Origin of the sequence: Streptomyces anthophorae, from assembly GCF_049310305.1 — a bacterium.
Classification (GTDB): domain Bacteria; phylum Actinomycetota; class Actinomycetes; order Streptomycetales; family Streptomycetaceae; genus Streptomyces.
Genome location: NZ_JBLWQQ010000001.1, coordinates 6,310,384 through 6,334,802 on the forward strand (window position 1 = coordinate 6,310,384; position 24,419 = coordinate 6,334,802).

At 72.6% G+C, this 24,419-nt stretch carries 20 protein-coding genes; 6 read left to right on the top strand and 14 right to left on the bottom strand.

Annotation, left to right across the window (positions count from 1 at the left end):
• Positions 1-6: 6 nt before the first annotated feature.
• The 3 genes from ACNYS0_RS28615 to ACNYS0_RS28625 are packed head-to-tail and all read right to left on the bottom strand — an operon-like array spanning position 7 to position 1,484.
• Positions 7-423 carry a VOC family protein gene (locus tag ACNYS0_RS28615; RefSeq protein ID WP_385768454.1) on the bottom strand — a complete coding sequence of 139 codons (417 nt, stop codon included), beginning with the start codon at positions 421-423 and terminating at the stop codon, positions 7-9.
• A 53-nt stretch (positions 424-476) separates the two neighbouring features.
• Entirely contained in the window at positions 477-908 is a 432-nt protein-coding gene (locus tag ACNYS0_RS28620; RefSeq protein ID WP_422477447.1) for a VOC family protein, read from the bottom strand.
• Positions 909-932: 24 nt separating this feature from the next.
• Entirely contained in the window at positions 933-1,484 is a 552-nt protein-coding gene (locus tag ACNYS0_RS28625; protein ID WP_422477449.1) for a pyridoxamine 5'-phosphate oxidase family protein, read from the bottom strand.
• A gap of 162 nt (positions 1,485-1,646) precedes the next feature.
• Here ACNYS0_RS28625 and ACNYS0_RS28630 point away from each other — a divergent pair, with 162 nt between their 5' ends.
• Positions 1,647-4,667, top strand: a complete 3,021-nt coding sequence (locus tag ACNYS0_RS28630) for a bifunctional [glutamine synthetase] adenylyltransferase/[glutamine synthetase]-adenylyl-L-tyrosine phosphorylase (protein ID WP_422477451.1) — start codon at positions 1,647-1,649, stop codon at positions 4,665-4,667.
• Between the two features lie 267 nt (positions 4,668-4,934).
• Here the strand turns inward: ACNYS0_RS28630 and ACNYS0_RS28635 are convergent, their stop codons facing one another.
• Together ACNYS0_RS28635 and ACNYS0_RS28640 are read right to left on the bottom strand one after the other, a co-directional pair.
• Positions 4,935-5,138: a hypothetical protein gene (locus ACNYS0_RS28635; RefSeq protein ID WP_422477453.1), complete on the bottom strand. Its 204-nt coding sequence runs from the start codon at positions 5,136-5,138 to the stop codon at positions 4,935-4,937.
• Between the two features lie 125 nt (positions 5,139-5,263).
• The gene (locus ACNYS0_RS28640) at positions 5,264-5,872 is read right to left on the bottom strand and encodes a TetR/AcrR family transcriptional regulator (RefSeq protein ID WP_422477455.1); all 609 of its coding nucleotides are present in this window, start codon (positions 5,870-5,872) and stop codon (positions 5,264-5,266) included.
• A gap of 137 nt (positions 5,873-6,009) precedes the next feature.
• On the opposite strand from ACNYS0_RS28640, the gene ACNYS0_RS28645 reads away from it, so the two are divergent.
• Positions 6,010-7,455: an APC family permease gene (locus tag ACNYS0_RS28645; RefSeq protein WP_422477457.1), complete on the top strand. Its 1,446-nt coding sequence runs from the start codon at positions 6,010-6,012 to the stop codon at positions 7,453-7,455.
• 204 nt (positions 7,456-7,659) lie between these two features.
• Positions 7,660-9,234 (top strand): amidohydrolase, encoded by a 1,575-nt coding sequence (locus ACNYS0_RS28650; RefSeq protein WP_422477459.1) that lies wholly within the window; start codon positions 7,660-7,662, stop codon positions 9,232-9,234.
• Positions 9,235-9,285: 51 nt separating this feature from the next.
• On the opposite strand, the gene ACNYS0_RS28655 is transcribed toward ACNYS0_RS28650, so the two are convergent.
• Positions 9,286-10,122 carry a phosphatase PAP2 family protein gene (locus ACNYS0_RS28655; protein WP_422477461.1) on the bottom strand — a complete coding sequence of 279 codons (837 nt, stop codon included), beginning with the start codon at positions 10,120-10,122 and terminating at the stop codon, positions 9,286-9,288.
• A 75-nt stretch (positions 10,123-10,197) separates the two neighbouring features.
• Positions 10,198-11,244 (bottom strand): LacI family DNA-binding transcriptional regulator, encoded by a 1,047-nt coding sequence (locus ACNYS0_RS28660; protein ID WP_422477463.1) that lies wholly within the window; start codon positions 11,242-11,244, stop codon positions 10,198-10,200.
• A gap of 203 nt (positions 11,245-11,447) precedes the next feature.
• On the opposite strand from ACNYS0_RS28660, the gene ACNYS0_RS28665 reads away from it, so the two are divergent.
• Complete coding sequence (locus tag ACNYS0_RS28665) at positions 11,448-13,055, top strand: SpoIIE family protein phosphatase (protein ID WP_422477465.1); 1,608 nt, start codon at positions 11,448-11,450, stop codon at positions 13,053-13,055.
• A gap of 126 nt (positions 13,056-13,181) precedes the next feature.
• Positions 13,182-13,529 carry a 5-carboxymethyl-2-hydroxymuconate Delta-isomerase gene (locus ACNYS0_RS28670; protein WP_422477467.1) on the top strand — a complete coding sequence of 116 codons (348 nt, stop codon included), beginning with the start codon at positions 13,182-13,184 and terminating at the stop codon, positions 13,527-13,529.
• Between the two features lie 206 nt (positions 13,530-13,735).
• Here the strand turns inward: ACNYS0_RS28670 and ACNYS0_RS28675 are convergent, their stop codons facing one another.
• The 6 genes from ACNYS0_RS28675 to ACNYS0_RS28700 all read right to left on the bottom strand — a co-directional run bounded on the left by ACNYS0_RS28675 (position 13,736) and on the right by ACNYS0_RS28700 (position 22,325).
• Entirely contained in the window at positions 13,736-14,452 is a 717-nt protein-coding gene (locus ACNYS0_RS28675) for a TetR/AcrR family transcriptional regulator (RefSeq protein ID WP_422477469.1), read from the bottom strand.
• A 68-nt stretch (positions 14,453-14,520) separates the two neighbouring features.
• Entirely contained in the window at positions 14,521-15,588 is a 1,068-nt protein-coding gene (locus tag ACNYS0_RS28680) for a PDR/VanB family oxidoreductase (protein ID WP_422477471.1), read from the bottom strand.
• The gene (locus ACNYS0_RS28685; RefSeq protein WP_422477473.1) at positions 15,585-16,466 is read right to left on the bottom strand and encodes a metal-dependent hydrolase; all 882 of its coding nucleotides are present in this window, start codon (positions 16,464-16,466) and stop codon (positions 15,585-15,587) included. Before ACNYS0_RS28685 ends, ACNYS0_RS28680 begins: the two co-directional genes overlap by 4 nt.
• A 168-nt stretch (positions 16,467-16,634) precedes the next feature.
• Positions 16,635-18,554 carry a hypothetical protein gene (locus ACNYS0_RS28690; RefSeq protein WP_422477475.1) on the bottom strand — a complete coding sequence of 640 codons (1,920 nt, stop codon included), beginning with the start codon at positions 18,552-18,554 and terminating at the stop codon, positions 16,635-16,637.
• A gap of 66 nt (positions 18,555-18,620) precedes the next feature.
• Positions 18,621-19,142, bottom strand: coding sequence for a tetratricopeptide repeat protein (locus ACNYS0_RS28695; protein WP_422477477.1), 522 nt, complete (start codon positions 19,140-19,142; stop codon positions 18,621-18,623).
• Between the two features lie 54 nt (positions 19,143-19,196).
• The gene (locus ACNYS0_RS28700; protein WP_422477479.1) at positions 19,197-22,325 is read right to left on the bottom strand and encodes an alpha-N-acetylglucosaminidase; all 3,129 of its coding nucleotides are present in this window, start codon (positions 22,323-22,325) and stop codon (positions 19,197-19,199) included.
• Positions 22,326-22,397: 72 nt separating this feature from the next.
• On the opposite strand from ACNYS0_RS28700, the gene ACNYS0_RS28705 reads away from it, so the two are divergent.
• On the top strand, positions 22,398-22,832 hold the full coding sequence (locus ACNYS0_RS28705; RefSeq protein WP_422477481.1) for a hypothetical protein: 435 nt from the start codon (positions 22,398-22,400) through the stop codon (positions 22,830-22,832).
• 61 nt (positions 22,833-22,893) lie between these two features.
• Here ACNYS0_RS28705 and ACNYS0_RS28710 read toward each other — a convergent pair whose 3' ends face one another.
• Complete coding sequence (locus ACNYS0_RS28710) at positions 22,894-24,384, bottom strand: DUF1996 domain-containing protein (protein WP_422477483.1); 1,491 nt, start codon at positions 24,382-24,384, stop codon at positions 22,894-22,896.
• Positions 24,385-24,419 lie beyond the last annotated feature (35 nt).

Here is a 24,419-nt window from a genome sequence, read left to right on the forward strand (position 1 = left end):
CCCGGTCTACAACGCGTCCCGCAACGGCACAGCGGAGCGCTTTCGGTATTCCTGGATGGACCAGCCGTTGCCGTCCGGGTCGGTGAAGTGCATGAAGGTGCCGCCGTCGTCGGGGGCGTACTGGACCGGTTCCGAGACGTCGAGGCCGCGGGCGCGGAGTTCCTCGTAGGCGGCCTTGATGTCGGCGACGCACAGTTGCAGGCCGTGGTACGTGCCCGGGGTCGCGGTGCCCGTCGGGGACGGGACGCCCGCGGCGAGGGTGACCGAGCAGCCGGAGCCGGGCGGGGTGAGCTGGACGATGCGGGCGCCGGGCATCACCTCGCGGTCGACGTCGCAGCGGAAGCCGACCTTGTCGACGTAGAAGGCCTTGGACCGGTCGATGTCCGACACCGGCAGGCCGATTACCTCAAGGGTCATTTCCATGGGGACAAGGTAGGGGCGAATCGCCGGTTCCGGACCCACGTGGACGCCGGTGCTCAGCGTTCCGACAGGGGCGCCGGCGCCTCCTGGACCGTCCAGCCGTTGCCGTCCGGGTCCGTGAAGAACATGAACGAGTTCCACACCTCGCCGGGGCCCTCCTGCCAGCCCTGCGGCCCCGCGTGCTGCACCGGGCTGACGTCGACGCCCCGCGTCAGCAGTTCCTCGCGCGCCGCCGCGATGTCGGTGACGCAGACCTGGAGCCCGGTCAGCGAGCCGGGGGCCATGGACGGCTGGCCAGGCGCTCCCGGCAGGCCCTCCGCCAGGGAGACCGAGCAGCGCGAGCCGGGCGGTGTGAGCTGCACGATGCGGATGCCCGGGGCCACCTGGCTGTCCAGGTCGACCTTGAAGCCCACCTTGTTCGCGTAGAAGTCCTTGGCGCGGTCCACGTCGGAGACGGGGACGACGATCACCTCGAGGGTCCATTCCATGGTTTGACCTGTCCTCTCACCGAGTCACTCGAACCGCCAGCGCGTCTGCGTGAACTGTTCGCCCTTGCCGAAGCCGAAGACCGTGCGCGGCGTCACCGCGAAGACCAGGGCCGGGCCCTCCTGGCCCTGGAACGCGCCGTCGGTACGGACCTCGAAGTGCCAAGCCGGACCGTACTTCGCCTCCCACGCCTTGGCGAGGGAACGCAGCCGTTCCGTTTCGGTGATCCGCACCGCCCGCCCCTCGACCACCACGTCGAAGCCCGCGGCCCACGTGTTCGTGCCGGTGGTGAGGACGACCTCGGGGTTCTCCGCGACGTTGAGCGACTTGCGCTCGCGCTCGCCGGAGGTGAAGTGCAGGGCCCCGTCGAGCCAGACGGCGATCAGCGGCGTGACGTGGGGGCGGCCGTCGGGGCGCACCGTGGAGATCCAGAACAGTTCGGCGCCGGTCAGCAGCCGTTCGGCCGCCGCCCACGCGGTGGGTTCGGCGCCGGGGGAGCTGTAGCGCGGGTCGATCGATGTGTGCGGCATGGCGTCGGTGTCGTCGGTGTCGTCGGTGTCGTCGGTGGCGTGCGGCATCGCGGGGCTTCCTTTCCGCGTACGGGCCCGGGAACGGAGTACGAGGCCCGGGACGGACCCTCTCGTCCATGAGTAGGGACCCGGCACGCCGCCGCAACTCATCGGTGCGGGCCGGGGCGCAGTAGGCTCAAGGCCACCGTTGATCGAACAGGAGGCCGGGCGATGATGTCGGTGCCGCACGAAGGGGGACGGTGGACGGGCGGCCGCAGAAGCAGCACCTTCACCCGGCTGCTGCGACTCGGCTTCACCGATCCGTCCACCGCCGAGCGGCTGCTCGACGACCCCGCCCTGTCCGCCGTGCGCTCCGACCCGCTGCTCCTGGACGCGCTCGGCGCCGCCGCCGACCCGGACCTGGCGCTCCTCGGACTCGTCAGGCTGGTCGAGGCGCAGGACGACGAGACGGCGCGGCGCGAACTGCTCGACACGCTCGTCGCCGCGAAGCCGCTGCGCGACCGGCTGCTCGGCGTGCTCGGTTCCTCCGAGGCGCTCGCCGACCACCTGGCCCGGCACTCGAAGGACTGGCGGGCCCTCGTCACGTACGAGGCGAACGATCTGCACCCCGGCGTGGAGGAGTTCGAGCAGGGGCTCGCCGAGGCCACCGACGAGGTGTCGCTGCGCGTCGCCTACCGGCGCTGCCTGCTGTCCATCGCCGCCCGCGACGTGTGCGGCACCACCGACATCACCGAGACCGCCGCCGAACTCGCCGACCTGGCGACGGCGACGCTGCGCGCGGCCCTCGCCATCGCCCGCGCGGCGTCCCCGGCCGACGCCGCGCTGTGCCGGCTCTCCGTGATCGCGATGGGCAAGTGCGGCGGCCACGAGCTGAACTACGTGTCCGACGTCGATGTCATCTTCGTGGGCGAGCCCGCCGACGGGTCCGCCGACGAGGGCAAGGCGGTCCAGGCCGCCACCCGGCTCGCCTCGCACATGATGCGGATCTGCTCCGACACCACCGTCGAGGGCACCATCTGGCCCGTGGACGCCAACCTGCGCCCCGAGGGGCGCAACGGGCCGCTCGTGCGCACCCTCTCCTCGCACCTCGCCTACTACCAGCGCTGGGCCAAGACCTGGGAGTTCCAGGCGCTGCTCAAGGCGCGCCCGGTCGCGGGCGACCTGGAGCTCGGCGAGGAGTACGTCGCGGCCGTGTCGCCGATGGTGTGGCAGGTGTCCGAGCGGGACAACTTCGTGCCCGACGTGCAGAAGATGCGCAAGCGGGTCGTGGCGAACATCCCGGCGGGCGAGAAGGACCGTGAGCTGAAGCTCGGGCCCGGCGGCCTGCGCGATGTCGAATTCGCCGTGCAGTTGCTCCAGTTGGTGCACGGGCGCACGGATGCCGCGCTGCGCAGCGGAACGACCCTGGACGCACTCGCCGCGCTCGCCGACGGCGGCTACGTCGGCCGGGTCGACGCCGTGCAGCTCGACGACGCCTACCGGTTCCTGCGCACCCTCGAACACCGCATCCAGCTCTACAAGTTGCGCCGCACCCACCTGGTGCCCGAGGACGATGCCGACCTGCGCCGCATCGGCCGCTCGATGGGCATGCGCACGGAGCCCATCACGGACCTCAAGCGGGCCTGGAAGCGGCACACGTCCGTCGTCCGCCGTCTGCACGAGAAGCTGTTCTACCGGCCGCTGCTCGACGCCGTCGCCCAACTCGCGCCCGGCGAGACGAGGTTGCGCGCCGACGCGGCCCGCGAGCGGCTCGTCGCGCTCGGCTACGCCGACCCGAGCGCCGCGATGCGCCACCTGGAGGCGCTGGCCTCCGGAGTCAGCCGCAAGGCCGCCATCCAGCGGACCCTGCTCCCGGTGCTGCTCGGCTGGTTCGCGGACTCCGCCGACCCGGACGCGGGCCTGCTCAACTTCCGCAAGGTCTCGGACGCGCTGGGCAAGACGCCCTGGTACCTGCGGCTGCTGCGCGACGAGGGCGCGGCCGCCGAGAACCTGGCGCGGATCCTGTCCGCGGGGCGCCTCGCCCCCGACCTCCTGATGCGCGCCCCCGAAGCGGTGGCGCTGCTGGGCGACGAGCGGGGCCTGGAGCCGCGCGGGCAGGAGCAGTTGGAGCAGGAGGCGCTGGCGGCGGTACGGCGCGCGGAGAGCGGCGAGCAGGCGGTCTACTCGGCGCGTGCGGTGCGCCGCCGCGAGCTGCTGCGCACGGCCGCCGCCGACATCATCGCCTCGTACGGCACCGAGGACACGCCCGCCGTCGCCGACCAGGGTGCCCTGGTGGACCAAGTGGGCGCCGCCGTGTCGGACTTGACGGCCGCCACCCTCGGCGGGACGCTGCGCGCCGTGGTCCGCGACGGCTGGGGCGACACGCTGCCCACCCGTTTCGCCGTCATCGCCATGGGTCGCTTCGGCGGGCACGAGCTGGGCTACGGCTCCGACGCCGACGTGCTGTTCGTGCACCAGCCCCGCGAGGGCGTCGACGACCACGAGGCGGCGCAGGCCGCCAACAAGGTCGTCTCCGAGATGCGCCGGCTGCTCGCCCTGCCGAGCGCCGACCCGCCGCTGCTCATCGACGCGGACCTGCGCCCCGAGGGCAAGTCGGGGCCGCTGGTGCGCACGCTCAAGTCCTACGAGGCGTACTACCGCCGCTGGTCCCTGGTCTGGGAGTCGCAGGCGCTGCTGCGGGCCCAACCGGTCGCCGGTGACGAGGAGTTGAGCCGCGCCTTCATCGACCTGATCGACCCGCTGCGCTACCCCGCCGAAGGCCTCGGTGACGACGCCGTGCTTGAGATCCGCCGCCTCAAGGCCCGCATGGAGTCGGAGCGGATGCCGCGCGGCGCCGACCCCACGCTCCACACGAAGCTGGGCCGTGGCGGCCTCTCCGACGTCGAGTGGACGGTGCAGCTGCTCCAGCTGCGGCACGGCTGGGCCGAACCGGGCCTGCGCACCACCCGCACCCGCGAGGCCCTCGCCGCCGCGTGCGCCGCCGGGCTGATTCCGGCCGAGGACGCGGCGATCCTCGACGAGGCGTGGGTACTCGCCACGCGTGTGCGCAACGCGGTGATGCTGGTGCGCGGCAGGCCCGGCGACACGTTCCCGTCGGACGGCCGCGAACTCGGGGCCGTGGGGCGGTACTTGGGTTACGACCCCGGGCACGTCGGCGACATGCTGGACGACTACCGCCGCACCACGCGCCGCGCGCGGGCGGTGATGGAGGAGCGGTTCTACGACGGGTGACGGCGCTGCGCGGGCGCCGGGGTTTTCGGCCGTGCCGGGGTCGGCGCCTGCTGTTCCGTTGCGCGGCACCGGGGGCCGCCTTGCCCACCCTGCCTTCCCCAAGCTCTCCGACAAGCTCCGAGCAGGGGAGACCCCATTAGGCGGCAGATTGCCCAAGGCGGGACCGGCCCTCTTGAGCCCCGCCGGCGGGTGGGCAAATCAAGCCCCTGCGGCGATTGAGCAGCGGGGTCCGGGGCGGAGCCCCGTGGCGTAGGACCGGTGCGGGTGTCAGGAGACCTTCGCCGACGTCGTCGCCGACAACCACGGCAGCCCGGAAGGGCCCCGGTGGGCGTGGGCCGTCGCCAGGGCCGTCCGCTCGTCCGCGGAAGCGTGCTCGCGCTGGAGCGCGCCGAAGGGGTGGGAGTCGTCGCCCGGAGCCGCCACCCTCGCGCTCGCCGTGCCCTTGCGTACCGTTGCCGTCGCCGTAGCCATGAAACCGGCCCTCCGTCCGTACCGTCGAGGTCTGGACCTCCGACGATCCCTCCGGACGGGCCCCGGCGGCAGATGCCATCGGTCGTGAACGCGCGGGACGAAGGTCCCGGAACCCTACGGGGCCCTTACGCGTCCAGCAGCACCCGGCACCGCGCGACGAACCCGGCGAGCACCAGCTCGAACGCCGCGTCCGTGCGGCCCTCGGGCCCGGCGGCGAGGGCCCGTTCGAGCATCGGGGTCGCGCCCTCCTCCGTCGGCTCCCACATCGTGTCGGGCGCCGCCATGTCGAGCGCCGAACCGAGCACCATGTTGTCGAGCGCGATGATCACCGGCATCACGTCCGGCAGCGCGAACCCGGCGTCGAGCAGCAGCGCCACCCCCAGCTCGTACTGCGCGAGCACCCGCGGCGCCCGCACCGGGTGGGTCGTCAGGAGCGGGATCGCCTTGGGGTGCGCGGCGAACGCGGCGCGGTAGGAGCGGGCCCACCCGGCGATCGCCTCGTCCCACGGGAGGCCGGAGGTCAGCGGCGTCTCGTCGATCGCGGAGCAGATCCGCTCGCGCAGCAGCTCGACGATGCCGTCACGGCCGTCGACGTGGTGGTAGAGCGAGCCCGCCTGCACGCCGAGTCTGCGTGCCACCTGCGGGACGCTGAACTCGCCGTTCTCGTCGACGATGGCGAGCGCCGCCGTGGTGATCCGCTCCCGGTCGAGAAGGGGTGTGCGCGGCCGCCCCATCCAGGTCCCTCCTCAGTGGCTCCACGAAATCGGGTCTTCCCGTATGCCCAACGGGAGGTTACATTGCGAAAACCAAAAGCCTTTAGATTTACGCCCGTCCGCAGTCCGGGCCGTCCGCCAGAGGGGCTTCCTGCCGCATGACCGTGACCTCCCCGAAGACCGAGAACGCACCGTCGAGCACGCCGCCCAGCCTCCGCACAGGCAGCCTCGGCACGTCCGACATCGCGTTCTTCGTCGTCTCCGCCGCCGCCCCGCTCACCGTCATGGCGGGCGTCGCACCCATCGCGATCTCCCTCGGCGGCGTCGGAGCGCCCGCCGGATACCTGCTCGCCGGCATCACGCTCGCCGTCTTCGCCATCGGCTTCACCACGATGAGCCGCCATGTCACCGGCGGCGGCGCCTTCTACTCGTACATCGCCCAGGGACTCGGCAGACCGGCCGGCATCGGGGCGGCGCTGCTCGCCATGGTCGGCTACAACGGCATGGAGATCGGCGTCTACGGCCTCCTCGGCTCCGCCACGCAGGACACCGTGCACTCCCTGTTCGGCGCGGACGTGCCCTGGCTGCCGGTCTCCCTCGTCGGCCTGGTGCTGATCTGGTACGGCGGCTTCCGCTCGATCGACTTCGGCGCCAAGGTGCTCGGCGTCCTGCTCGTCGCGGAGACCGGCATCCTGCTCCTGCTCGCGGGCGGGGTGCTCATCAAGGGCGGTGCGCACGGCCTGTCCCTGGCCTCCTTCGCGCCCGGCAACGTCATCGTGCCCGGCACCGCCGCCGTCCTCGCCTTCGCGTTCGCGGCGTTCACCGGCTTCGAGTCGACCGTCATCTACCGCCGCGAGGCCCGCGACCCGGACCGTACGGTGCCCCGCGCCACGTACATCGCGGTCGCCTTCCTCGGCCTCTTCTACGCCTTCACCGTCTGGATCGCGATCCAGTCCTTCGGCGACGCGGCCGTCGTGAAGGCGGCGGGCGACGACCCGGCGAACCTCTTCTTCACCGCGATCACCACCTTCGTCGGCGGCTGGGCGGCGGACCTGATGCACGTCTTCATCGTCACCAGCGTCATCGCCTCGCTCCTCGCCTTCCACAACGCCATCAACCGGTACGCCCTCGCGCTCGCCGACGAGGGCGTGCTGCCGCGCTCGCTCGCGCGCATCCACCCCAAGCACCGGTCCCCGTACGTCGCCGGGCTCGCGCAGACGGTGCTCGGCGCGGTCGTCGTGCTCGGGTTCTGGGCGGCGGGCGCGGACCCGTACGACCAGCTGCTGCTGTGGGTCAACACCCCGGGAATGCTGGGCCTGATGGCCCTCCAGCTCCTCGCGGCGCTCGCCGTCCCGTTCTTCTTCCGGCGGATCACGCATCAGGAGGGTGTGCTGCGGACGGTCGTCGCGCCGGTCGTGGCGACGGTCCTCCTGGCCGTCGCGATCGGGCTGGTGGCCACGCACATCGACCTCTTCACGGGGGCGACTCCGCTGGTCAACTGGGTGTTGATGGCGGTGGCTCCGGCGGTCTTCGTCCTGGGCCTGGCGCTGGCTTGGCGGCTCAAGCGGTCCCGCCCGGACACCTACGCACGGTTCGGCCAGTAACGGGGCCGACGTCACGGGGCTCCGCCCCGGACCCCGCTGCTCAATCGCCGCAGGGGCTTGATATGCCCACCCGGGCACAGGGATCTGTGTATCCGGGGCACAGGGATCTGTTTTTCAGGGGCGCGGGGAACTGCGCAAAGCCAGCCACAGCAAGACCGCACCCGCCGACGCGACAGCGTGACCAGAAACGGAGCGAACCGCACCATGGCATCCGCCGACCTCCTCCTCACCGACACCCACATCCGCACCCTCGACCCGACCCGGCCGGAGGCAACCGCGCTGGCCGTGGCCGACGGCCGCATCGTGGCCGTCGGCGACACCGACGACCTCGTACGGGACTGGCAGGGCCCGGCCACGGAACGGCTCGACCTGGCGGACGCCACCGTCCTCCCCGGCCTCGTCGACTCCCACAGTCACCCCGTCTGGGGCCTGGAGATGGCGACCGGTGTCGACCTCAGCGGCGTGCGGGACCTCGACGGACTCCGCGCCGCCCTGCGCACAGCAGCCCGGCTCGACGGGTGGGTCGTCGGGTGGGGGCTCGACCACAACGCCTTCGAGGGGCGGGCCGTCCACCGCGAGCTGATCGAGGACGTGCTCGGCGGCGCGCCCGCCTTCCTGCGCCTGTACGACGGCCACTCCGCGCTGGTCAGCGGCGCCGCCCTGGACGCCGCGAGGATCACCGGCCCGCGGGAGTTCGCCCAGCGGGCCGAGATCGTCTGTGACGGCGAGGGGCGGCCCACCGGGTATCTCGTCGAGCACGCCGCCATGGACCTGGTGTACGAGGTCGCGCCCCGGGCCTCGGAGCAGGACCGCCGCGCCGGACTCGTCGAGCTGCTGGGCACCATGGCCGCCACCGGGCTCACCGGGGCCCACGTCATGGACGGCTCGGGGCTCGACCTGCTGGCCGCCGTGGAGGAGGGCGCCGAGCTGCCGCTGCGGCTCACCGTCTCGCCCTGGTGCATGCCGGGCGTGGACCGGGCCGGGCTCGACGAGCTGGTCGGGCTTCAGAAGCTCGGCGGGCGCCGCTGGCGCGTCGGCGGGGCCAAGTTCTTCATGGACGGCACCGTCGAGGGCGGCACCGCCTGGCTGGAGCACGCCGACTGCCACGGGCAGGGAACGGACGCGTTCTGGCCGGACCCGGAGGCGTACAGCGCGGCCGTGCGCCATCTGCACGCGGCCGGGGTGCGCACCGCGACGCATGCCATCGGCGACGCCGCCGTACGGCACGCCCTCGACACCATCGAGGCGCTGGGGGAGAGCGGCCGGAACGCGCACCGCATCGAGCACATCGAGTCCGTGCCCGACGACACGATCCCGCGGTTCGCCGCGCTCGGCGTCGCCGCCTCGATGCAGCCCCCGCACACCGCGTACACGAAGGGCGACCACAGCGACGAGTGGTCCAAGCGGCTCGGCGACGCGCGTGCCGCCCGCGCCTGGCGCACCCGTGACCTGCGGGAGGCCGGCGCCGTGCTCGCCCTCGGCTCCGACTGGCCGATCGCCCACTACGACGCCCGCAAGGTGCTCGCCATGGCGCGGGTGCCACAGGGCGCCGCCGGGCCCGCGCAGGGGCTCACGGGGCTTGAGGCACTGGAGGGCGTCACCTCGCACGCGGCGATCGCCGCAGGCCAGGCGGCGGAGGGCGGCCGGATCGCGGTCGGCCTGCGCGCGGACCTCACCGTGCTCGGCCTCGACCCGGTCACGGCCCCCGCGGACGAGGTCGCAGAAGCCCCCGTCGTCCTCACCGTGACGGACGGCCGGATCACGCACCGCAGCGCCTGACACACGGGGGAGGGGCGGCACCGCGCGGTGCCGCCCCTCCCCCGAGGGGCTTCAGGCCTTGACCGGCATCAAGGGTGGGGTCACGAGCCGCGGCAGCGCGTACGGCAGCGCCCCGTACCAGGCCCGCGCCACCGCGAACCCGAACGCCAGGCACAGCACGCCGCCCACCGCGTCCAGCCAGAAGTGGTTCGCGGTCGCCACGATGACCACCAGGGTCAGCGCCGGGTACAGGAGCCCGAGGACCCGCACCCACGGCACCGAGGCGAGCGCGAAGATCGTCATGCCGCACCACAGCGACCAGCCGATGTGCATCGACGGCATCGCCGCGTACTGGTTCGACATGTTCTTCAGGTTGCCCGAGGCCATCGAGCCCCAGGTCTGGTGCACCGCGACCGTGTCGACGAAACCGCCGCCGCTCATCAGGCGCGGTGGCGCCAGCGGATAGAAGTAGTAACCGACGAGGGCGACCGCCGTCGTCGCGAACAGCGCGAGACGCGTCGCCGCGTAGCGGCCGGGATGGCAGCGGAACAGCCACACCAGGACGCCCAACGTGATGACGAAGTGCAGTGTCGCGTAGTAGTAGTTCATGCCGACGATGAGCCAACTCACCGAATTCGCGGCATGGTTGACTGCCTGCTCGACGGCGATACCGAGGCTGTGCTCGGTCCGCCAGATCCAGTCGGCGTTGCGCAGCGCCTGCGCCTTCTGCTCCGGGACCGCGTTGCGGATCAGCGAGTACGTGTAGTAACTCACGGCGATCAGCAGGATCTCGAACCAGAGCCGCGGACGCCGCGGCACCCGAAGGCGACGCCCGGCGCGGTCTTCCGCGATGGGTGAGGGTGTGGCCCCTTTTCGGCCTTCACGTGTCGTCACGGTCATTTCACCCATAGGCACAGAGTCTGCCAGATCACGGCCCCCCGACCGATCATCCCCTGGGCGGGTCACGAGCGCACCCGCTACGCCCTACGGACGAGGCCGAACCCCTACGGACACCGCTGCTGACGCGGCCGTGGACCCCCGCACCACCAGCTCCGGCATGAACACGAATTCACTCGGGGGCGCGGGCGTGCCGCCGATCTCCTCGAGGAGCGTGTGCACCGCCGCCTGACCCATCGCGTGCACCGGCTTGCGGATCGTGGTCAGCGGTGGATCGGTGAAGGCGATCAGCGGAGAGTCGTCGAAACCGACCACGGAGACGTCCTTCGGCACGTCCATGCCGCGCTCCCGCACCGCCCTGATCGCACCGAGCGCCATCATGTCGCTCGCGCAGACCACCGCGGTGCAGCCCCGGTCCAGCAGCGCCGCCGTCGCGGCCTGCCCGCCCTCCAGGGTGTAGAGGGAGTGCTGGACGAACTCGTGCTCGATCTCGTCCCCCGGCAGGTCGAGCCGCTCCGTCATCGTGCGTACGAAGCCCTCGATCTTCCGCTGTACGGGGACGAAGCGGCGCGGCCCCACGGCCAGGCCGATCCGGGTGTGGCCGAGCGAGAGCAGATGCGTCACCGCGAGCCGGGCCGCGGCCCGGTCGTCCGGCGAGATGAACGGCGCCGCGACCGCGGGCGCGTACCCGTCGACGAGGACGAAGGGGACGCCCTGGCCGCGCAGGCGTTCGTAGCGCTGCGGGTCGGCGGTGGTGTCGGCGTGCAGCCCGGAGACGTAGATGATGCCGCTGACGTCGCGGTCGACGAGCATCTCGGTCAGCTCGTCCTCGGTGGAGCCGCCGGGCGTCTGGGTGGCCAGGACCGGGGTGTAACCCTGCCTGGTCAGGGCCTGCACCACGACCTGGGCGAGCGCCGGGAAGATCGGGTTCTCGAGCTCCGGGGTGATCAGGCCGACCAGGCCCGCGCTGCGCTGCTTGAGGCGCACGGGGCGCTCGTAGCCGAGCACGTCGAGGGCGGCGAGGACGGACTGGCGGGTGGCCGCGGCGACCCCCGCCTTCCCGTTGAGCACGCGGCTGACGGTCGCTTCGCTGACCCCCGCTTGGCTTGCGATGTCGGCTAGGCGTGCGGTCACGGGACGCGACCTTACCCGTCACTCGCCGCATTGCCCACCGAACGGGAAGTGCCGGACGGGCAAGCCCGGTTGGACCGCGCCACCCGGAACGGTGAACCGGACGAAGGGCAGGCCGCCGCGCGGGTGTCCGGCGGTAGTTTGGTGCGGTGCGGGCCGAGGGGGCCGGCATCGCTCCGCTCATGAGGGGCCTTCTCGTGAACGTCATGGTTCAGCGACCCGGGACGGACGTCGGCTGCACCGTCCTGGTGGTCGACGACAGCGCCGCCAATCGGTACGCCCTGGGCGCCGTCCTGAGCCGGGCGGGCCACGTCGTCATCCCCGTCGGCTCCGCGGGCGAGGCCCTCGTCGAGCTCGATGTGCGGCTGCGCGCGGGGGCGCTGCCCGATGTGGCGCTCGTGGACGTGGGGCTTCCCGACCTCAGCGGGTTCGAGCTGTGCCGCAGGGTCAAGGCGCTGCCCTCGCTCGCCGGGATCCCCGTCGTGCACTTCTCCGCCCGTCCCTCGGTGCCTGCGGACCGCTGCCGGGCGCTCGACGCGGGCGGCGAGGCCTATCTGACGGTGCCCGCCGAACCCGAGGAGATCCGCGCCGTGGTGCGCGCCGCGCTCCGCGGGGCCCGGGAACTCACCGACACCCAGGCCCAGTTCGACCATCTCACCCTGCTGTCCCGGGCCGTCGTCGACGTGCAGGGCGCCCGCGACCTCGCGGAACTCGCCCGAACGGCGGCCGCCGCGACGGCCCGGCTCACCGGGGGCGACGCCGCGGTCTTCGTCCTCGGCGACCACGGGGCGGTGTACAGGGGCCTGTCCCGGAGCGCCCCGGCGGCCGAGGAGCCGGACGCCGCCGCGCGCGAGCGGGCCGTCGAGCAGGTGCGGCAGATCCGCTGCCGGCCCGGGGGCGTGCGCACCACGCTGCGGTCCGGGGCCGCGTGGCCGCAGGCCTACTTCGGGCCCGGCGGCACCCGGCTCACGCTCTCCCGCACCCGCGACGGCCGGTTCCCCGTCTGCCTCGCCACGCCCGACTTCGACGACTCGGACGGCAGGACGGGCCCGCTCGTCGCCCAGCTCGCCCGCGCCATCGCGCTCGCCGCGGAGCCCCTCGTCCTGTACGAGCAGGAACGGCATGTCGCCCACACGCTGCAACACAGCTTCCTGCCCTCCCAGTTGCCCGCCTTCGCGGGCCTGGACATCGACTTCCGTTACGAGCCCGCCTCCCAGGAGGCCGAGATGGGCGGCGACTTCTACGCGGCGCTGCCCGCGCCCGAGGGCGTCCTCGTCGCCGTCGGCGATGTCGTGGGGCACTCGCTCGACGCGGCGACGGTGATGGTCGAGCTGCGGCACGCGCTGCGCGCCTACTGCCTGGAGGACCCCCGCCCCGCCCACCTGGTGACCCGGCTCGACCGGCTGCTCCAGCACTACCACCCGCAGCTCACCGCCACGCTGTGCCTGGCCCTCGTCGACCCCGCCACGGGCCGTACGAGCGTGGCCAACGCGGGGCACATCCCGCCGCTGGTCGTGCCGGACGACGGCGCGGCCCGGTACGCGCGGGCGGCGGGGCCGCTGCTCGGGCTCGGGCTGCCGCACCCCGAACCCACCGTGCTCGGCCTCGACCCCGGCGACCGCCTCCTCATGGTCACCGACGGCCTCGTCGAGACCCGCGGCATCGACCTGTCCGTCTCCCTGGAGGAGCTGCGGCACGCCGCCGCGGCCGCGCCGGCGGATCCCGGCGAGCTGTGCGACGCGCTCCTCGCCCGGTTCGGCCGCGACCGCGCCGACGACATCGCGCTCCTGGCCCTGCGGCGGGCTCCGCGGTGACCGGGTGTCCGGCGGTGCGTCCGCTGGGCGGGACGTGATTGTGCGGGCGGGCGCTTCCGGGTGAAGGTTGGCGCCGACACGCGTGCGCGCACGCAGGCACGCACCACGACGCCTCGGAGGGCATCCATGCCGCAGATCACCGTCGACCACTCCGCGGACCTCGACGACCGGCTCGACCGGGCGGGGCTCGCCGGGGCCGTGCACCAGGCCGCGGTCGACATCGTGGCCGCGCGGATTCCCGCGTGCAAGACGCGGTTCCGCGAGGTCGGGACCACGGTGGTCGGGGAGGGGCCCGCGTCCCTCGTGCACGTGGAGATCGCGTTGCTCGCGGGGCGGACGGAGGAGGCGAAGACGGCGCTTGCGGAGGCGGTTCTGGCGGCGCTGCCGGCGCACATCAAGGAGCCGGCCGGTGTGCATCTCTCCGCGGAGGTACGGGACCTGGACCCGGCGTACCGCTCGGCCGTCGCCGACTGACGGCTACCCGCTCCCACGCCTCGGGGCTCTGCCCCGGTCCCCGCGCCTCAATCGCCGGCGGGGCTTCAAAAGATCGGGGCTCTGCCCCGTACCCCGCTGCTCAATCGCCGCAGGGGCTTGATTTGCCTCGCCTTGGGCAATCTGCCGCCTTGGGCGGCAGGGTGGGCAAGGCGGCCCCCGGTGCCGCGCAACAGGGACGTGAGGGCTCAGCCCGTTGCCGCGGGGACCCCGGGGGAAGGCGCCAGTGTCGCCAGGCGGCTGATCAGGGTCGCGAAGGGGCCGTCCGGTGGCTCGTCCGCGAGGAGGTGGCGGAGCAGCGCCGCCATCTCCTCGTCGTACGCGGCGCTCACCGCGGCCAGCGCCGCGAAGTCGTGGACCAGCTGGAGCTGGAGCTCCGCGCGGTCGATTCGGCGACCGTCGAGCCAGATCAGCGCCGTCGACTCGGCGAGGGAGATCCAGGAGCGGACCACGAGTTCGAGGCGCGCCGAGGGCGCAGCGACCCCCAGATGCGCGAGGATCTGGACGTACGCCGCCTGCCGGACGGAGTCGATCAGCGCGTTCGTCGCCGAGGAACCGACCGCGGGACCGCCGCGCATCAGCGCCGAGAACCCCGGCCCGTGCTCGTCGACGAAGTCGAAGAAGCGGCCCATCACCCGCAGCAGACGCGCCCCGAGCGGCCCCACCTTGGGCTCCTCGAACCGCTCGGCCAGATCCTGCGCCGCGCGCCTCAACGCCGCCTCGTACAGGCTGAGTTTGCCCGGGAAGTAGTGGTAGACCAGCGGCCGCGAGATGCCCGCGGCGGCCGCTATCTCGTCGATGGAGACCTCGTCGGGGGAGCGGTGGCTGAACAGTTCGAGTGCGACCCCGATCAACTGCCGCCGCCGCTCCTCGACTCCCATCCTGCGCCGCACCCCGGTAGTCATGCCGAACACTCTACCGAGCGATTCCGGCCTGCCAACCGGCCCCCGCGCCCCGCCCCCGTCCGGCTCCACTAAAGGTCGAGAACCAGACGCTTGCCGCGGGCCCGCGAAACGCAGATCAGCATCGAGTCGGCGCGCTCGGCATCCGTGAGCAACTCGTCGCGATGCTCGATCTCCCCTTCCAGGACGCGCTGTTGGCACGTTCCGCAGAAGCCCTGCTCGCAGGAGTAAGCGACCGTAGGGACCTCCGAGCGGACCGCCGCGAGCACCGTCGTGTCGGCGGGAACGTCCACGATCCTGCCGCTGCGGCGCAGCTCGACCTCGAACGGGCCGTTGCCCTCGACCGAATTGCGTGGCGTGAACCGTTCGCTGTGCAACGTGCAGTGCTCGGGCAGTGCCGCCTCCACGGCCGCCATCAGGCCCTCGGGCCCGCAGCAGTACACAGCCGTGCCGGGCGCGGTGTCCGCGAGCGCGGCGGCCAGGTCGGGCCGTCCGTCCTCGTCCTCCGCCACGACCGTGACCCGCCCGCCCAGCTTCCGCACGTCCTCCACGAACGGCATCGAGGCCAGCGACCTGCCCCCGTACAGCAGCCTCCAGTCGGCGCCCCGCGCCGCGACCTCCCGCAGCATCGGCAGGATCGGGGTGATCCCGATGCCGCCCGCGACGAACAGGTACGCGGGCGCCGCCGCGTCGAGCGGGAAGCGGTTGCGCGGCCCGCGCACCTCGACCTCCGTGCCCTCCCGCACCTGCTCGTGCACCTCGCGCGACCCGCCGCGCCCGCCCTCGTCCGCCGGGATGAACCGGGTGGCGACGGTGTACGACGACGTGTCCTCGGGATCGCCACACAGCGAGTACTGCCGCACGAGCCCGGAGGGGAGCACGAGATCGAGGTGCGCGCCGGGCTGCCAGGCGGGCAGGTCGTGTCCCTCCAGGCGCAGTTGCACGACCCCCTCGGCCACCTGCTCGTGCCGTGTGACGCGCAGACTCAGCGCGCGGGCCCGCGGCCGGCCCGACGTCGGCTCCTCCAGTGCGGGCATCGGCCACAGCGGTGAGCGCCGCACCCGCCGCCGCACGGCGCGCCGCACCACGAACGCGGCACCTGCGACGACCACGGCTCCGCGCAGCGTACGGGCGTTCATCGGTCGGCTCCCGTACGGGCTTCGGCGGCCGTGGCCGCGGGGGACGAGGCGAGGTAGGCGACGGCCTGGGCCGTGTCGCCCTCCTGGTCGGGGTGGTAACTCCGGCTCAGATAACGGGGGATGGACCGCGCCATGGCCCCGGGCGTCGGCAGCACGCCCCGCTTGCCGCTCCGGTAGAAGTCCTTCCAGGTGGCCTTCCCGTCGAGCAGCGTCGGGTCGTTCTCCATGAAGAACCGCGCGCCGCGCTGCCACAGGAAGACGAGCGCGGTGAAGGCGGTGGCCCAGGTCCGCACCCGGCGCCGGTAGCTGCCGTCGAGGTGCTCGAACAGCTCGAAGGCGACCGCCCGGTGCTCGACCTCCTCGGCGCCGTGCCAGCGCAGCAGGTCCAGCATCACGGGGTCGGCGCCGCGCCGGTCCAGCTCCTTGGCGTTGAGCACCCAGTCGCCGAGGAACGCGGTGTAGTGCTCGATCGCCGCGATCAGCGCGACCCGCTCCATCAGCCACCACTGGCGCGCCTTGCCCGGCGGCAGCGTCCGGTCGCCCAGCAGCTTCTCGAAGAACCAGTCGACCTGGGCGGTGTACGGCGTGGGGTCCAGGCCCTGCTCGCGCAGGTGCGGCAGCACCTCGTCGTGCGCCTGCGAGTGCATGGCCTCCTGGCCGATGAACCCGATGACGTCCTCGCGCAGCCGCTCGTCCGTGATGTACGGCAGGACCTGCTTGTAGACGTGCACGAACCAGCGCTCGCCCGCCGGGAGCAGGAGGTGCAGGACGTTGATGGTGTGCGTGCTGAACGGATCGTCCGGCAGCCAGTGCAGGGGCGTCTTGTCCCAGGCGAACGAGACCTGGCGTGCCTTCAACGGGACGCGCGTATTAGACATGGCGTCAATGTACTGACGGGTAGCCATCATGGACACCCCCCGTGCACCACTTTTGTCTCTCAACCCCACGCGCCGAGTGGACCATTCAGCCCCCGCGCGCCGGCCGAGCGATTCAAGCCCCGCCGGCGATTGAGACGCGGGGTCCGGGGCAGAGCCCCGCGACCGGGCTCACCTCAGGGGCCGGACCTTGGCGCCCTGCGCCGTCCGCCCGGTCAGCGACACCTTCGCTCCCCGCGCCAGCGGCACCGCGAGCACATTCCCCTCGGCCGACCGCCCCGACGCGGTCACCGAGTTCACCCCCCGGCTGCCCGCGGCAACCAGGTACCACGCCCCCTCCCGCGACTTCCACCGCACACCCGCCAGCACCTGCGCCTCGCGCGCGCCACACGCGGGCGACGACTGGGACTTCGCCGCCACGACGGCGGCGTCCGCCCCCGGCGCCCGGAACAGCGCGAGGGTGCGCGGCCCGGTGCCCCGCCACGTGTCGGCCCGGGTGCACAGCCACTCGGCCGTCCCGTTCGCCTCCGGCAGTGCCTGGCGCGCGTACGCCCAGGAGTTCACGGACCGCACGCCGTGCGAGCGGGCCGCGGCGAGCGAGCACGCGGTCGTCGCCCAGTCCGCGGGCCGCGCCTCGCGGGGCGCCGCGGGGCTGCCGGACGTGAGGTGCGCGGGGACGAGCTCGCCGAGGTCGGTGGTGAGCCGGGTGCCGGTCGAGTCGGTCAGCGCGAGTGCGTTCCACGACGTGCAGGACGTCGCGAGCGCCGGGCTCGGGAACGGCGCCGTCACCCCGTCCTTCGTACGCGCGAGGGCCCGCGTCCCCGCCGACGGCTTCAGGAGGTCGCGGGTGCCGGCCTTCGCCACCCAAGGGGCCGTCAGATAGCGGACGTTGCCGTCGGCCCGGTCCATCACCACGGCGCCCGACTGCGCGCCCGCCGCCCCGTCGACCCGCGCGAAGTCGAGCGCGGCGCCGCTCGTGCCGCTCTTCGGCTCGGCGTAGCGCACGATCCGCAGCCCGTCGTAGAGCAGCACGACGCGGGCCTGGTCGAGCTCGCCCGCGTACAGCAGCTGCGGCGGTCCGGGCGGCGCGCCCGCGGGCGTGCCCGGTGTCGCCGAGACCTTCACCGAGCCGCCGGGCCGCGCCCACACGGCGAGGGCCCTGTGCAGCAGCTCCTTGTCGCCGGTGAGCGAGCCGCGCGCGGGCCACACCGAGAAGTCGGTGCGCGCCGAGGTCTTCCACGCGGTCGGCGACACCTTCCGCAGCTTGCCCGGGTTCAGGGCCGCCTGCCCCGCCGGGTTCTTCGCGTACGGCGGGGCCGCCGCGCCGTCCGGCGCCCAGCCCTCGCCCGGCAGGCCGAGCAGCGCGCCGCACACGAGCGTCGCCGCGACCGCCGCGATCGCCGCCTTCAGGTGCTGGCGGCGGCGCATCAGATCGGTGGGCCGCGCGTGCAGGGAGCAGGGGTCGAACTCGGGGGACTCCAGGAGCTCCGTGCAGGACCCGGCGTCGGCCGCCATGCCGCGCGCCTCGGCGAGGGCCGCGGCCGCGTCCTCCTCGGAGCAGCCCGCCTCGGTGAGGGCCGCACGGACGGCGATGTCGTCGAGCCGCTCGAGACCGCGCAGCACGTACGCGGCGCGGGCCGGTCCGCTCAGCGCGGAGAGCTGCTGGTCCAGGGCGAGTTCATCGGCGCCGCCGGACTTCGGGAACAGCCTCAGGCCCCACACCTGCGGCAGCAGCGGCGGCAGCTGCGCCCGCTTGGGCCAGGCCATGCGGCGCAGCGGCAGCCCCGCCTCCAGGGCGCTGCGCAGCACCTTCAGGCGTACGTAGGCGAAGCCGGGGTCGCCGGTGCGGCCCGCGGAGTCGCGCTGGGCCGGGACCGGCGCGGGCGCGTCCGCGGTGCGGCCGCGGGGGAGGGCCCGCTGGACGACCGAGTGGGCGGTCAGCACGCGGCGGTTGCGGCCGAGGCCCGGCGGCAGCACGAGGTAGGCGAGCCGTACCAGCCGTGGGTAGTGCTCGACCAGGGCGGCCTCGGCCTGCTCGACGTCGATGACGGCGGCCGGCGCTGCGGACGGGGGCGTGGTTTGCTGCTGCACCTTTGACTGCACGTTCAGCTGAACGAGCGAATCGTGGGATGGTCACAGCCGCCCGTCGTCATTCGGTCATGACGTCGGATTCGGATCCGCCCCGACCAGCGCCTTCGCGTAGTTCGCCATCGACCGCTGGTACCGGGGCAGATGGGGCGCAAGGGCGCCGAGCACCAGGGCGAGGCCCTCCCTGTCGCGACCGAGACTCGACAGGCACAGCGCCAGGCACGCCCGCACCGCGTCGTCCAACTCGTCGCTGGGAGCGGTCAATTCCGGTTCGAGGAGCGCGACACCCTCTTCCGGGCGCCCCGTGTTCCGTAGTGAGCTGGCCAGTTGGATCTTCGTGCGGCGGGCCCGGTAGCCGGACAGGCCGAGCCGCAGCGCCTCCTGGTACAGCGGGACCGCCTGGTCGGAGTGGCCGGTCGAGTCGTAGGCGCAGGCCCGCTCGAACGGGGCGACGGGGTTGCCGGCGGGCAGCTCGGCGGCGAGCCCGTCGATCAGCGCGCGGAACTCTCCCGCGCGCGCCTCGTCATAGTCGTCGATCGTCGCCCACGCGGCCGCGATCCGCTCTTCCCAGTCACTGTTCTCGGTGCTCACCGGGGCACTCTCACACAGCGGCGCCCCGGTGTCACCGGAGTTGTCGGGGCCGGATCAGCTCAGCTTCCAGCCGCTGAACTCCACCGTGCCCCGCGCCCCGTTCCCGCCGTTCGTCGCGCTCATGAACATGCCCACGCCCTGCGCCGACGCGAGCCTCGGCGACGGCACGGTCGCGACCGTCCGCCACGTCGCGCCGTCGTCCGTCGAGCACTCCCCGGTGTACGAGTCGCCGGAGCGCGACAGCCGCAGCAGCACCGGCGCCTTGATCCCGGTGATCCGCTTGTACGTGTCGAGGGTGCCGTCCCCGGTGGAGTCGTAGGAGAGGACGACGCCGTTCGCGGGCGTCACCGACAGGTTCGCGAAGCCCAGGGACCCCGAGCCGCCGATGGAGTTGCTCACCATGATCCCGGCGCGTGCCCACGGGCCCGTCACCGCCTGCGCGTCCACCCGCACCACCGCCACCGAACCGTCCCGGAACGCGTTCGCGCGGTACAGCGCCCCGAACTCCGCGGTGCCCTTCCACAGGTCGGCGCCGCCGCCGTCGATCGCGAACCGGTCGCCGAGCTGCCCGAAGACCGCCGCGTTGTTGCTGTACGTGCGCCAGCCCTCGGCGACGGGCCCCGCCTCGAACAGCGTGCCCTTGTGGACGTAGGTGATCCGCTTCTCGCCGGCCGGACCGTACTGGACGTCGATCGTGTACGGGAGCGGGCGCAGCGGCTCGTCGAGCGGGGTGCCCGGCGCGCTCGCCCGCCACGTGACCGTGCCCTCCCCGGCCGGCGGCACACTCGGCAGCGAGGTCGCGCCCTCGGGCTCGGCGGCGATGCCCTTGAGCCCGAAGTCGACGCGGCCCGTCGCGCGCAGCCCGTTGACGTTGCGGAACGTGGCCGTCACGCGCGCGTGCCCGCCCGGCGGGAAGGCGGGCGGCTCGGCGGTGACCTTCACCGAGCCCTGGTACGGGGCGCGCGCGAGGACGTCGCGGACCTTCGCGGCGGTCCGGTACGGATCCCCGTACGCCCGCAGCGGGTAGTCCTTGCGCTCGCGTGTCCAGGGCTCCTCGAACGCGAACCAGTCGACCTTCGCGGGCTCGCGACCCGCGGCGAGCGCGTCGGACAGCTCGTCGAGCCACTTCTGCCAGCGCGGCAGATAGAAGTCGCCGATCAGGCCGTGCCAGTCACGGTTGGCGTACTCGTGGAGGTTGCCGGGATCGGACGTGGCCCGGTCGCCCCACACGGTGATCAGGGTCTTCGCGCAGCGCTCGAACTCGGCGCGCTCGGCGTCGTTCGTGGCGAGCTCGCGGGCGTCCTGGACCCACGGGCCGAGCAGGAACGCCGCGTTGGTGCCCGTCACGTCGTCCGACAGCCGCATCAGCCGCAGCCACAGCGTCGACAGCGCCTTGAACGTGGCCTGGTCCTTGTCGTTGTACGCCGCCTTCAGCTGCGGCAGAAGCTGGCGGCTGCGGTGCGCGAGGGCCTGCCGTGCCACGTCCACGAGGTCGTACTTGTAGGCCGCGCTGCCTCTCAGTCTCCCGTCCACACCCAGGAGTCCGGCGAGCGCCGCGTCGAAGCGGCCCGGGTCGTAGGCGAGCGCGCGCGGCCCGTAGTAGGAGGCGCGGTCGGCCGACAGGTCGGGGCGGGCCGCGAAGAGCGAGTCGTGCGGGTCGGAGCGCTCGGCTGCCCTGTGCTGGTACGCCGTCTCGTGCAGCGCCTGCCAGGCGGCGCGGGCGTCCTTGTCGCGGCGCCCGTAGCGGAAGTCGGCGTACGAGGCGAACCAGGCCGCCCGGTCCATCTTCCCGTCCATCCACGCGAGTTCGGACCACAGCTCGAACGCCGCCGGGTCCCGGTCGGTGCCCTCGGGCATGTACGCCGTCCCGGCGAGCGCGCTGTCCGGCTTGTCGCGCCACGCGAAGAACTTCTGCTCCCAGATGTGCGCGCGGGCCCCGATCGTCGTCCGCCCGCCGAAGTTGGGGATCGTCCCGAACGTGTACGGGGTGCCGCCCCAGTCCTTCTCGCGGTCCGTGACAGAGGTGAACCGGTCGGACACCCCGTCCACGATCAGCATCTTCTTCTTGTCGATCGCGTCGATCAGCTCGGGCAGCGGGTTCGCCTCCCAGCCGAGGATCACCCATGTCGCGCCGGGACGGTTCTTCTGGAGCGCCCTCTCGACGCCGCGCGCCGCGTCCGGGACCGGCACGTCACCGGCCGTGCCGCCCTCGTGCAGCAGGTCCATCTTGAAGGCGCCGATCTCGCCGAACAGGTCCTTCTGGTGCCCGTAGAACGCCTTGGCCACCTGCGCGAAGGAGTCGGTGCGCGGGTCGAGCCAGTCGGGGCGCTCGAAGCCGTGCCACACCCCCTGCGGCACGACGTGCGCGTCCCCGCCGTTGCGCTCCACGAACCCCTTCGGCACGTGCCCGTAGTAGCCGGGCATCACCGGTTTCATGCCGAGCGCGCGGAGTCTGCCGACGATTCTTCGCCCCAACGCCGCGCGTCTGTCGATGAGTTCGGGCGACAGTGGCCCCCCGTACGAGGAGAGGTTCTGGAGCAGCCACCACGGCTGGTGGGACGGGGCGGGCAGCCAGGCCCTGGACTCCTCGTCGCTGTAGCCGAAGTCCTTCAGGAGGCGGTGGTAGACGGCCTCCATGCCCGCGATGACAAGGACCTCGTTGCAGCCGTGCAGCGCGAGGACGTCGATCTCGCGCTCCCAGTACGACCAGTCGGCGAAGGGCGCCGTATAGCCGTCGTTGGTGTCGTTCAGCGCGAAGCGGTGGGGGAGCCGGGTGCTGCGTTCCAGCGTCTTCGAGGGGGCCGGGAGGCGGTCGGGCAGGTCCAGCTGGGAGCCGTTCCAGGCGATGTGCGCCCCGCACTCGTACTTCAGAAACCAGTGGACCCCGGCGAGCAGCGTCGCCGGGGTCGTCGCGTACACCGTGATGCGGCCCTGCGTCCCGGTCACCCGGAAACGGTCCTCCGTGCCGCTCGCGGCCATCAGTCTGAGACGGATCTGGTCCGCGTGGTGCGGCAGTTGACGGTTGAGTGCCGCGCGCGCCTCAGCCGTATCAAGAACGGGCACCTCCCTCGCGGCGACCGGCCGCGGATCCGCCTGAGCGGCCGGGGCGCCGGTCCCCAGGGCCGTGCCGAGGCCGATGGCGGCCGTCGTGCCGAGAACAGTGCGTCGCGATGGTGCGGACATACGTGTACCCCCCTTGCGTCGCGGTTGGTGCGGCGCACGGTAGCAACGGAACGTACGGGACAGGAGAGCGCAATGAGGAAAGAACTGGTGGCCGCGGCCGTAGTGCTCGTGGCCGCGACCGGATGTGGCGCGGGCGGCTCCGGCGGGGCCCCGGAGGACGACACGCCGAAGATCCCCCGTACGGCCTCCGGGAGCCTGGAACACCTCGCGAAGGAGGCGGGCTGCCGCCCCGACATCCAGACCGACGCGTCCGACATCCGCCAGGCCAACTGCGGTGCGGGCGGCGGGCGTTACATCCTCGCCACCTTCACCACCGACAAGGGCCAGGCCGAGTGGTTCGACCAGGCCAACGACTACGGCGGCGTCTACCTCGTCGGACCCAAGTGGATCGCGGTCGGCGGCGCCGCACAGCTCACGAAGCTGCGCGGTCGGCTCGGCGGGACCCTGGAGAGGCCCGCCTCGCACCACTCGGGGAGCAGCGGTGGTGGGGGTCACGAGGCGGGGTAGTTCTCCGGGCACGAAGGTCTCCGCTGAGCCGGCCGCGCAGCGGCCGGGAAGGGGCGATCGCTCAGGTGCAGCGATCGCCCTTGTTGATGCAGTCCACGACCTTCCGCATGGTCTGGTCGTCGAAGACGTTGATGAAGTCGTCATGATCCGTGATCGGCTTGTGCAGCTGCTCGGGGAAGCCGTCCACCGCGAACGGGTTCTTCACCTGCCCGTTCTCGATCGTCGGCGCCTGCACGTCGTACACCAGGCGCATCTTCAGCTGCGGGATGGCCTTGAAATTCTGCGGACAGTTGCCGGCCTGGTCGGCGAATGCCACGTGTGTGCGATGGTTTGCGCTGTCGATGTTCTGCCCGTCCCAGCAGCTCTGGAACGCGAAGCTGCGCACGACCTTCGAACCGTCGGGGCACAGCGGGTACTTGTCCGTCAACTGCCGGTCCTCGAAGCCGGTGCAGCTCCAGTGCGCGTTGGCGTTCGCCGTGCCGTTGGTGAAGGCCTTGGCGTCGCCGGTGATGATGCGCAGGAACTTGGGCATCGCGACGACGTCGCTCTGCGGGCTCCCGACGAACTTGATGCTCGCCTTCTGGGCCTGGAGGATCTTGCCGACGTTGCCCTCCTTGCCGCCGCCGTCCTTGTCGGCGTCGAAGTCCGCCGAGCCGTCCTGCACGCGCAGCACCGGCCAGTAGTACGTCGACTTGTCGCCCTGGTTCTGGCAGGTGGTGTCGGCGTTCGCGAGGTCGTCGTTGCTGGAGAAGGCGTCGTTGTCCTGGTTGCCCACGTAGTCGTGCAGGTGGTGCGCGCCGTTGCTGACGCCGGGCGCCACGATGATGTTGTCGGTGTTGAACTTCTTGTTGTCGTTCACGCCGCAGCGGGAGGTGAAGGTGCCGGTGGAAGCGTTGTCGCCGTTCCGGGGCTTCTGGACGTTGGGCTGGACCTTGGTGATGTCGGCGAAGTCCGCGGCGACGGGTCCGTTGCCCGCCTGCCCGCCGTTGCCCTGCTGCTGATCGCCGCCGCCGTCCTGGTTTCCGCCCGAGTCCGGGGGCTGCTGCCCGCCCTCCTGCCCGCCCTCCTTCGGCTGGGCCGTGCACTCGGCCATGTCGTTCATGCCGTCGGGGGCCTGTCCGCCGCGGCGCTCCATCTCCAGGCGGATGCGGTCGAGGATGGCGGCCCGATTCTTCTTCAGCGGGTCCATGATGCTGTTCTGTACGAACCGCGGATCCCGCGCGGCCGCGTCCCGCGTCGTGGCCAGCCGCTTGTAGGCCTGCGTGATCTGGGTGTCCAGGGTGGCGAGTTCATCGTCGACCTCGTCGCGGGCGCCGCCCGGCACGTCGGACAGCTGTGCGCCGACGTCCGGACAGTCGATGGTGGCCACTTGTTGCGTCTGCTGTGTCTGTTGCGTCCCGCTGCCCGCGTTCTGTCCGTCGGCGGAGTCCTCGTGGGCCGACGCGTACACGTTGACCGCGACCAGCCCACCTCCACCCAGGAGCAGTGCGGCCGACGCGATGGTCATGCGCGTCGCCAGCGATGAGCGCCGTTTCCGTGAGGTGCGTCCCATGGGACTACGTACGCAACGGGGGCCGACCCTGTTCA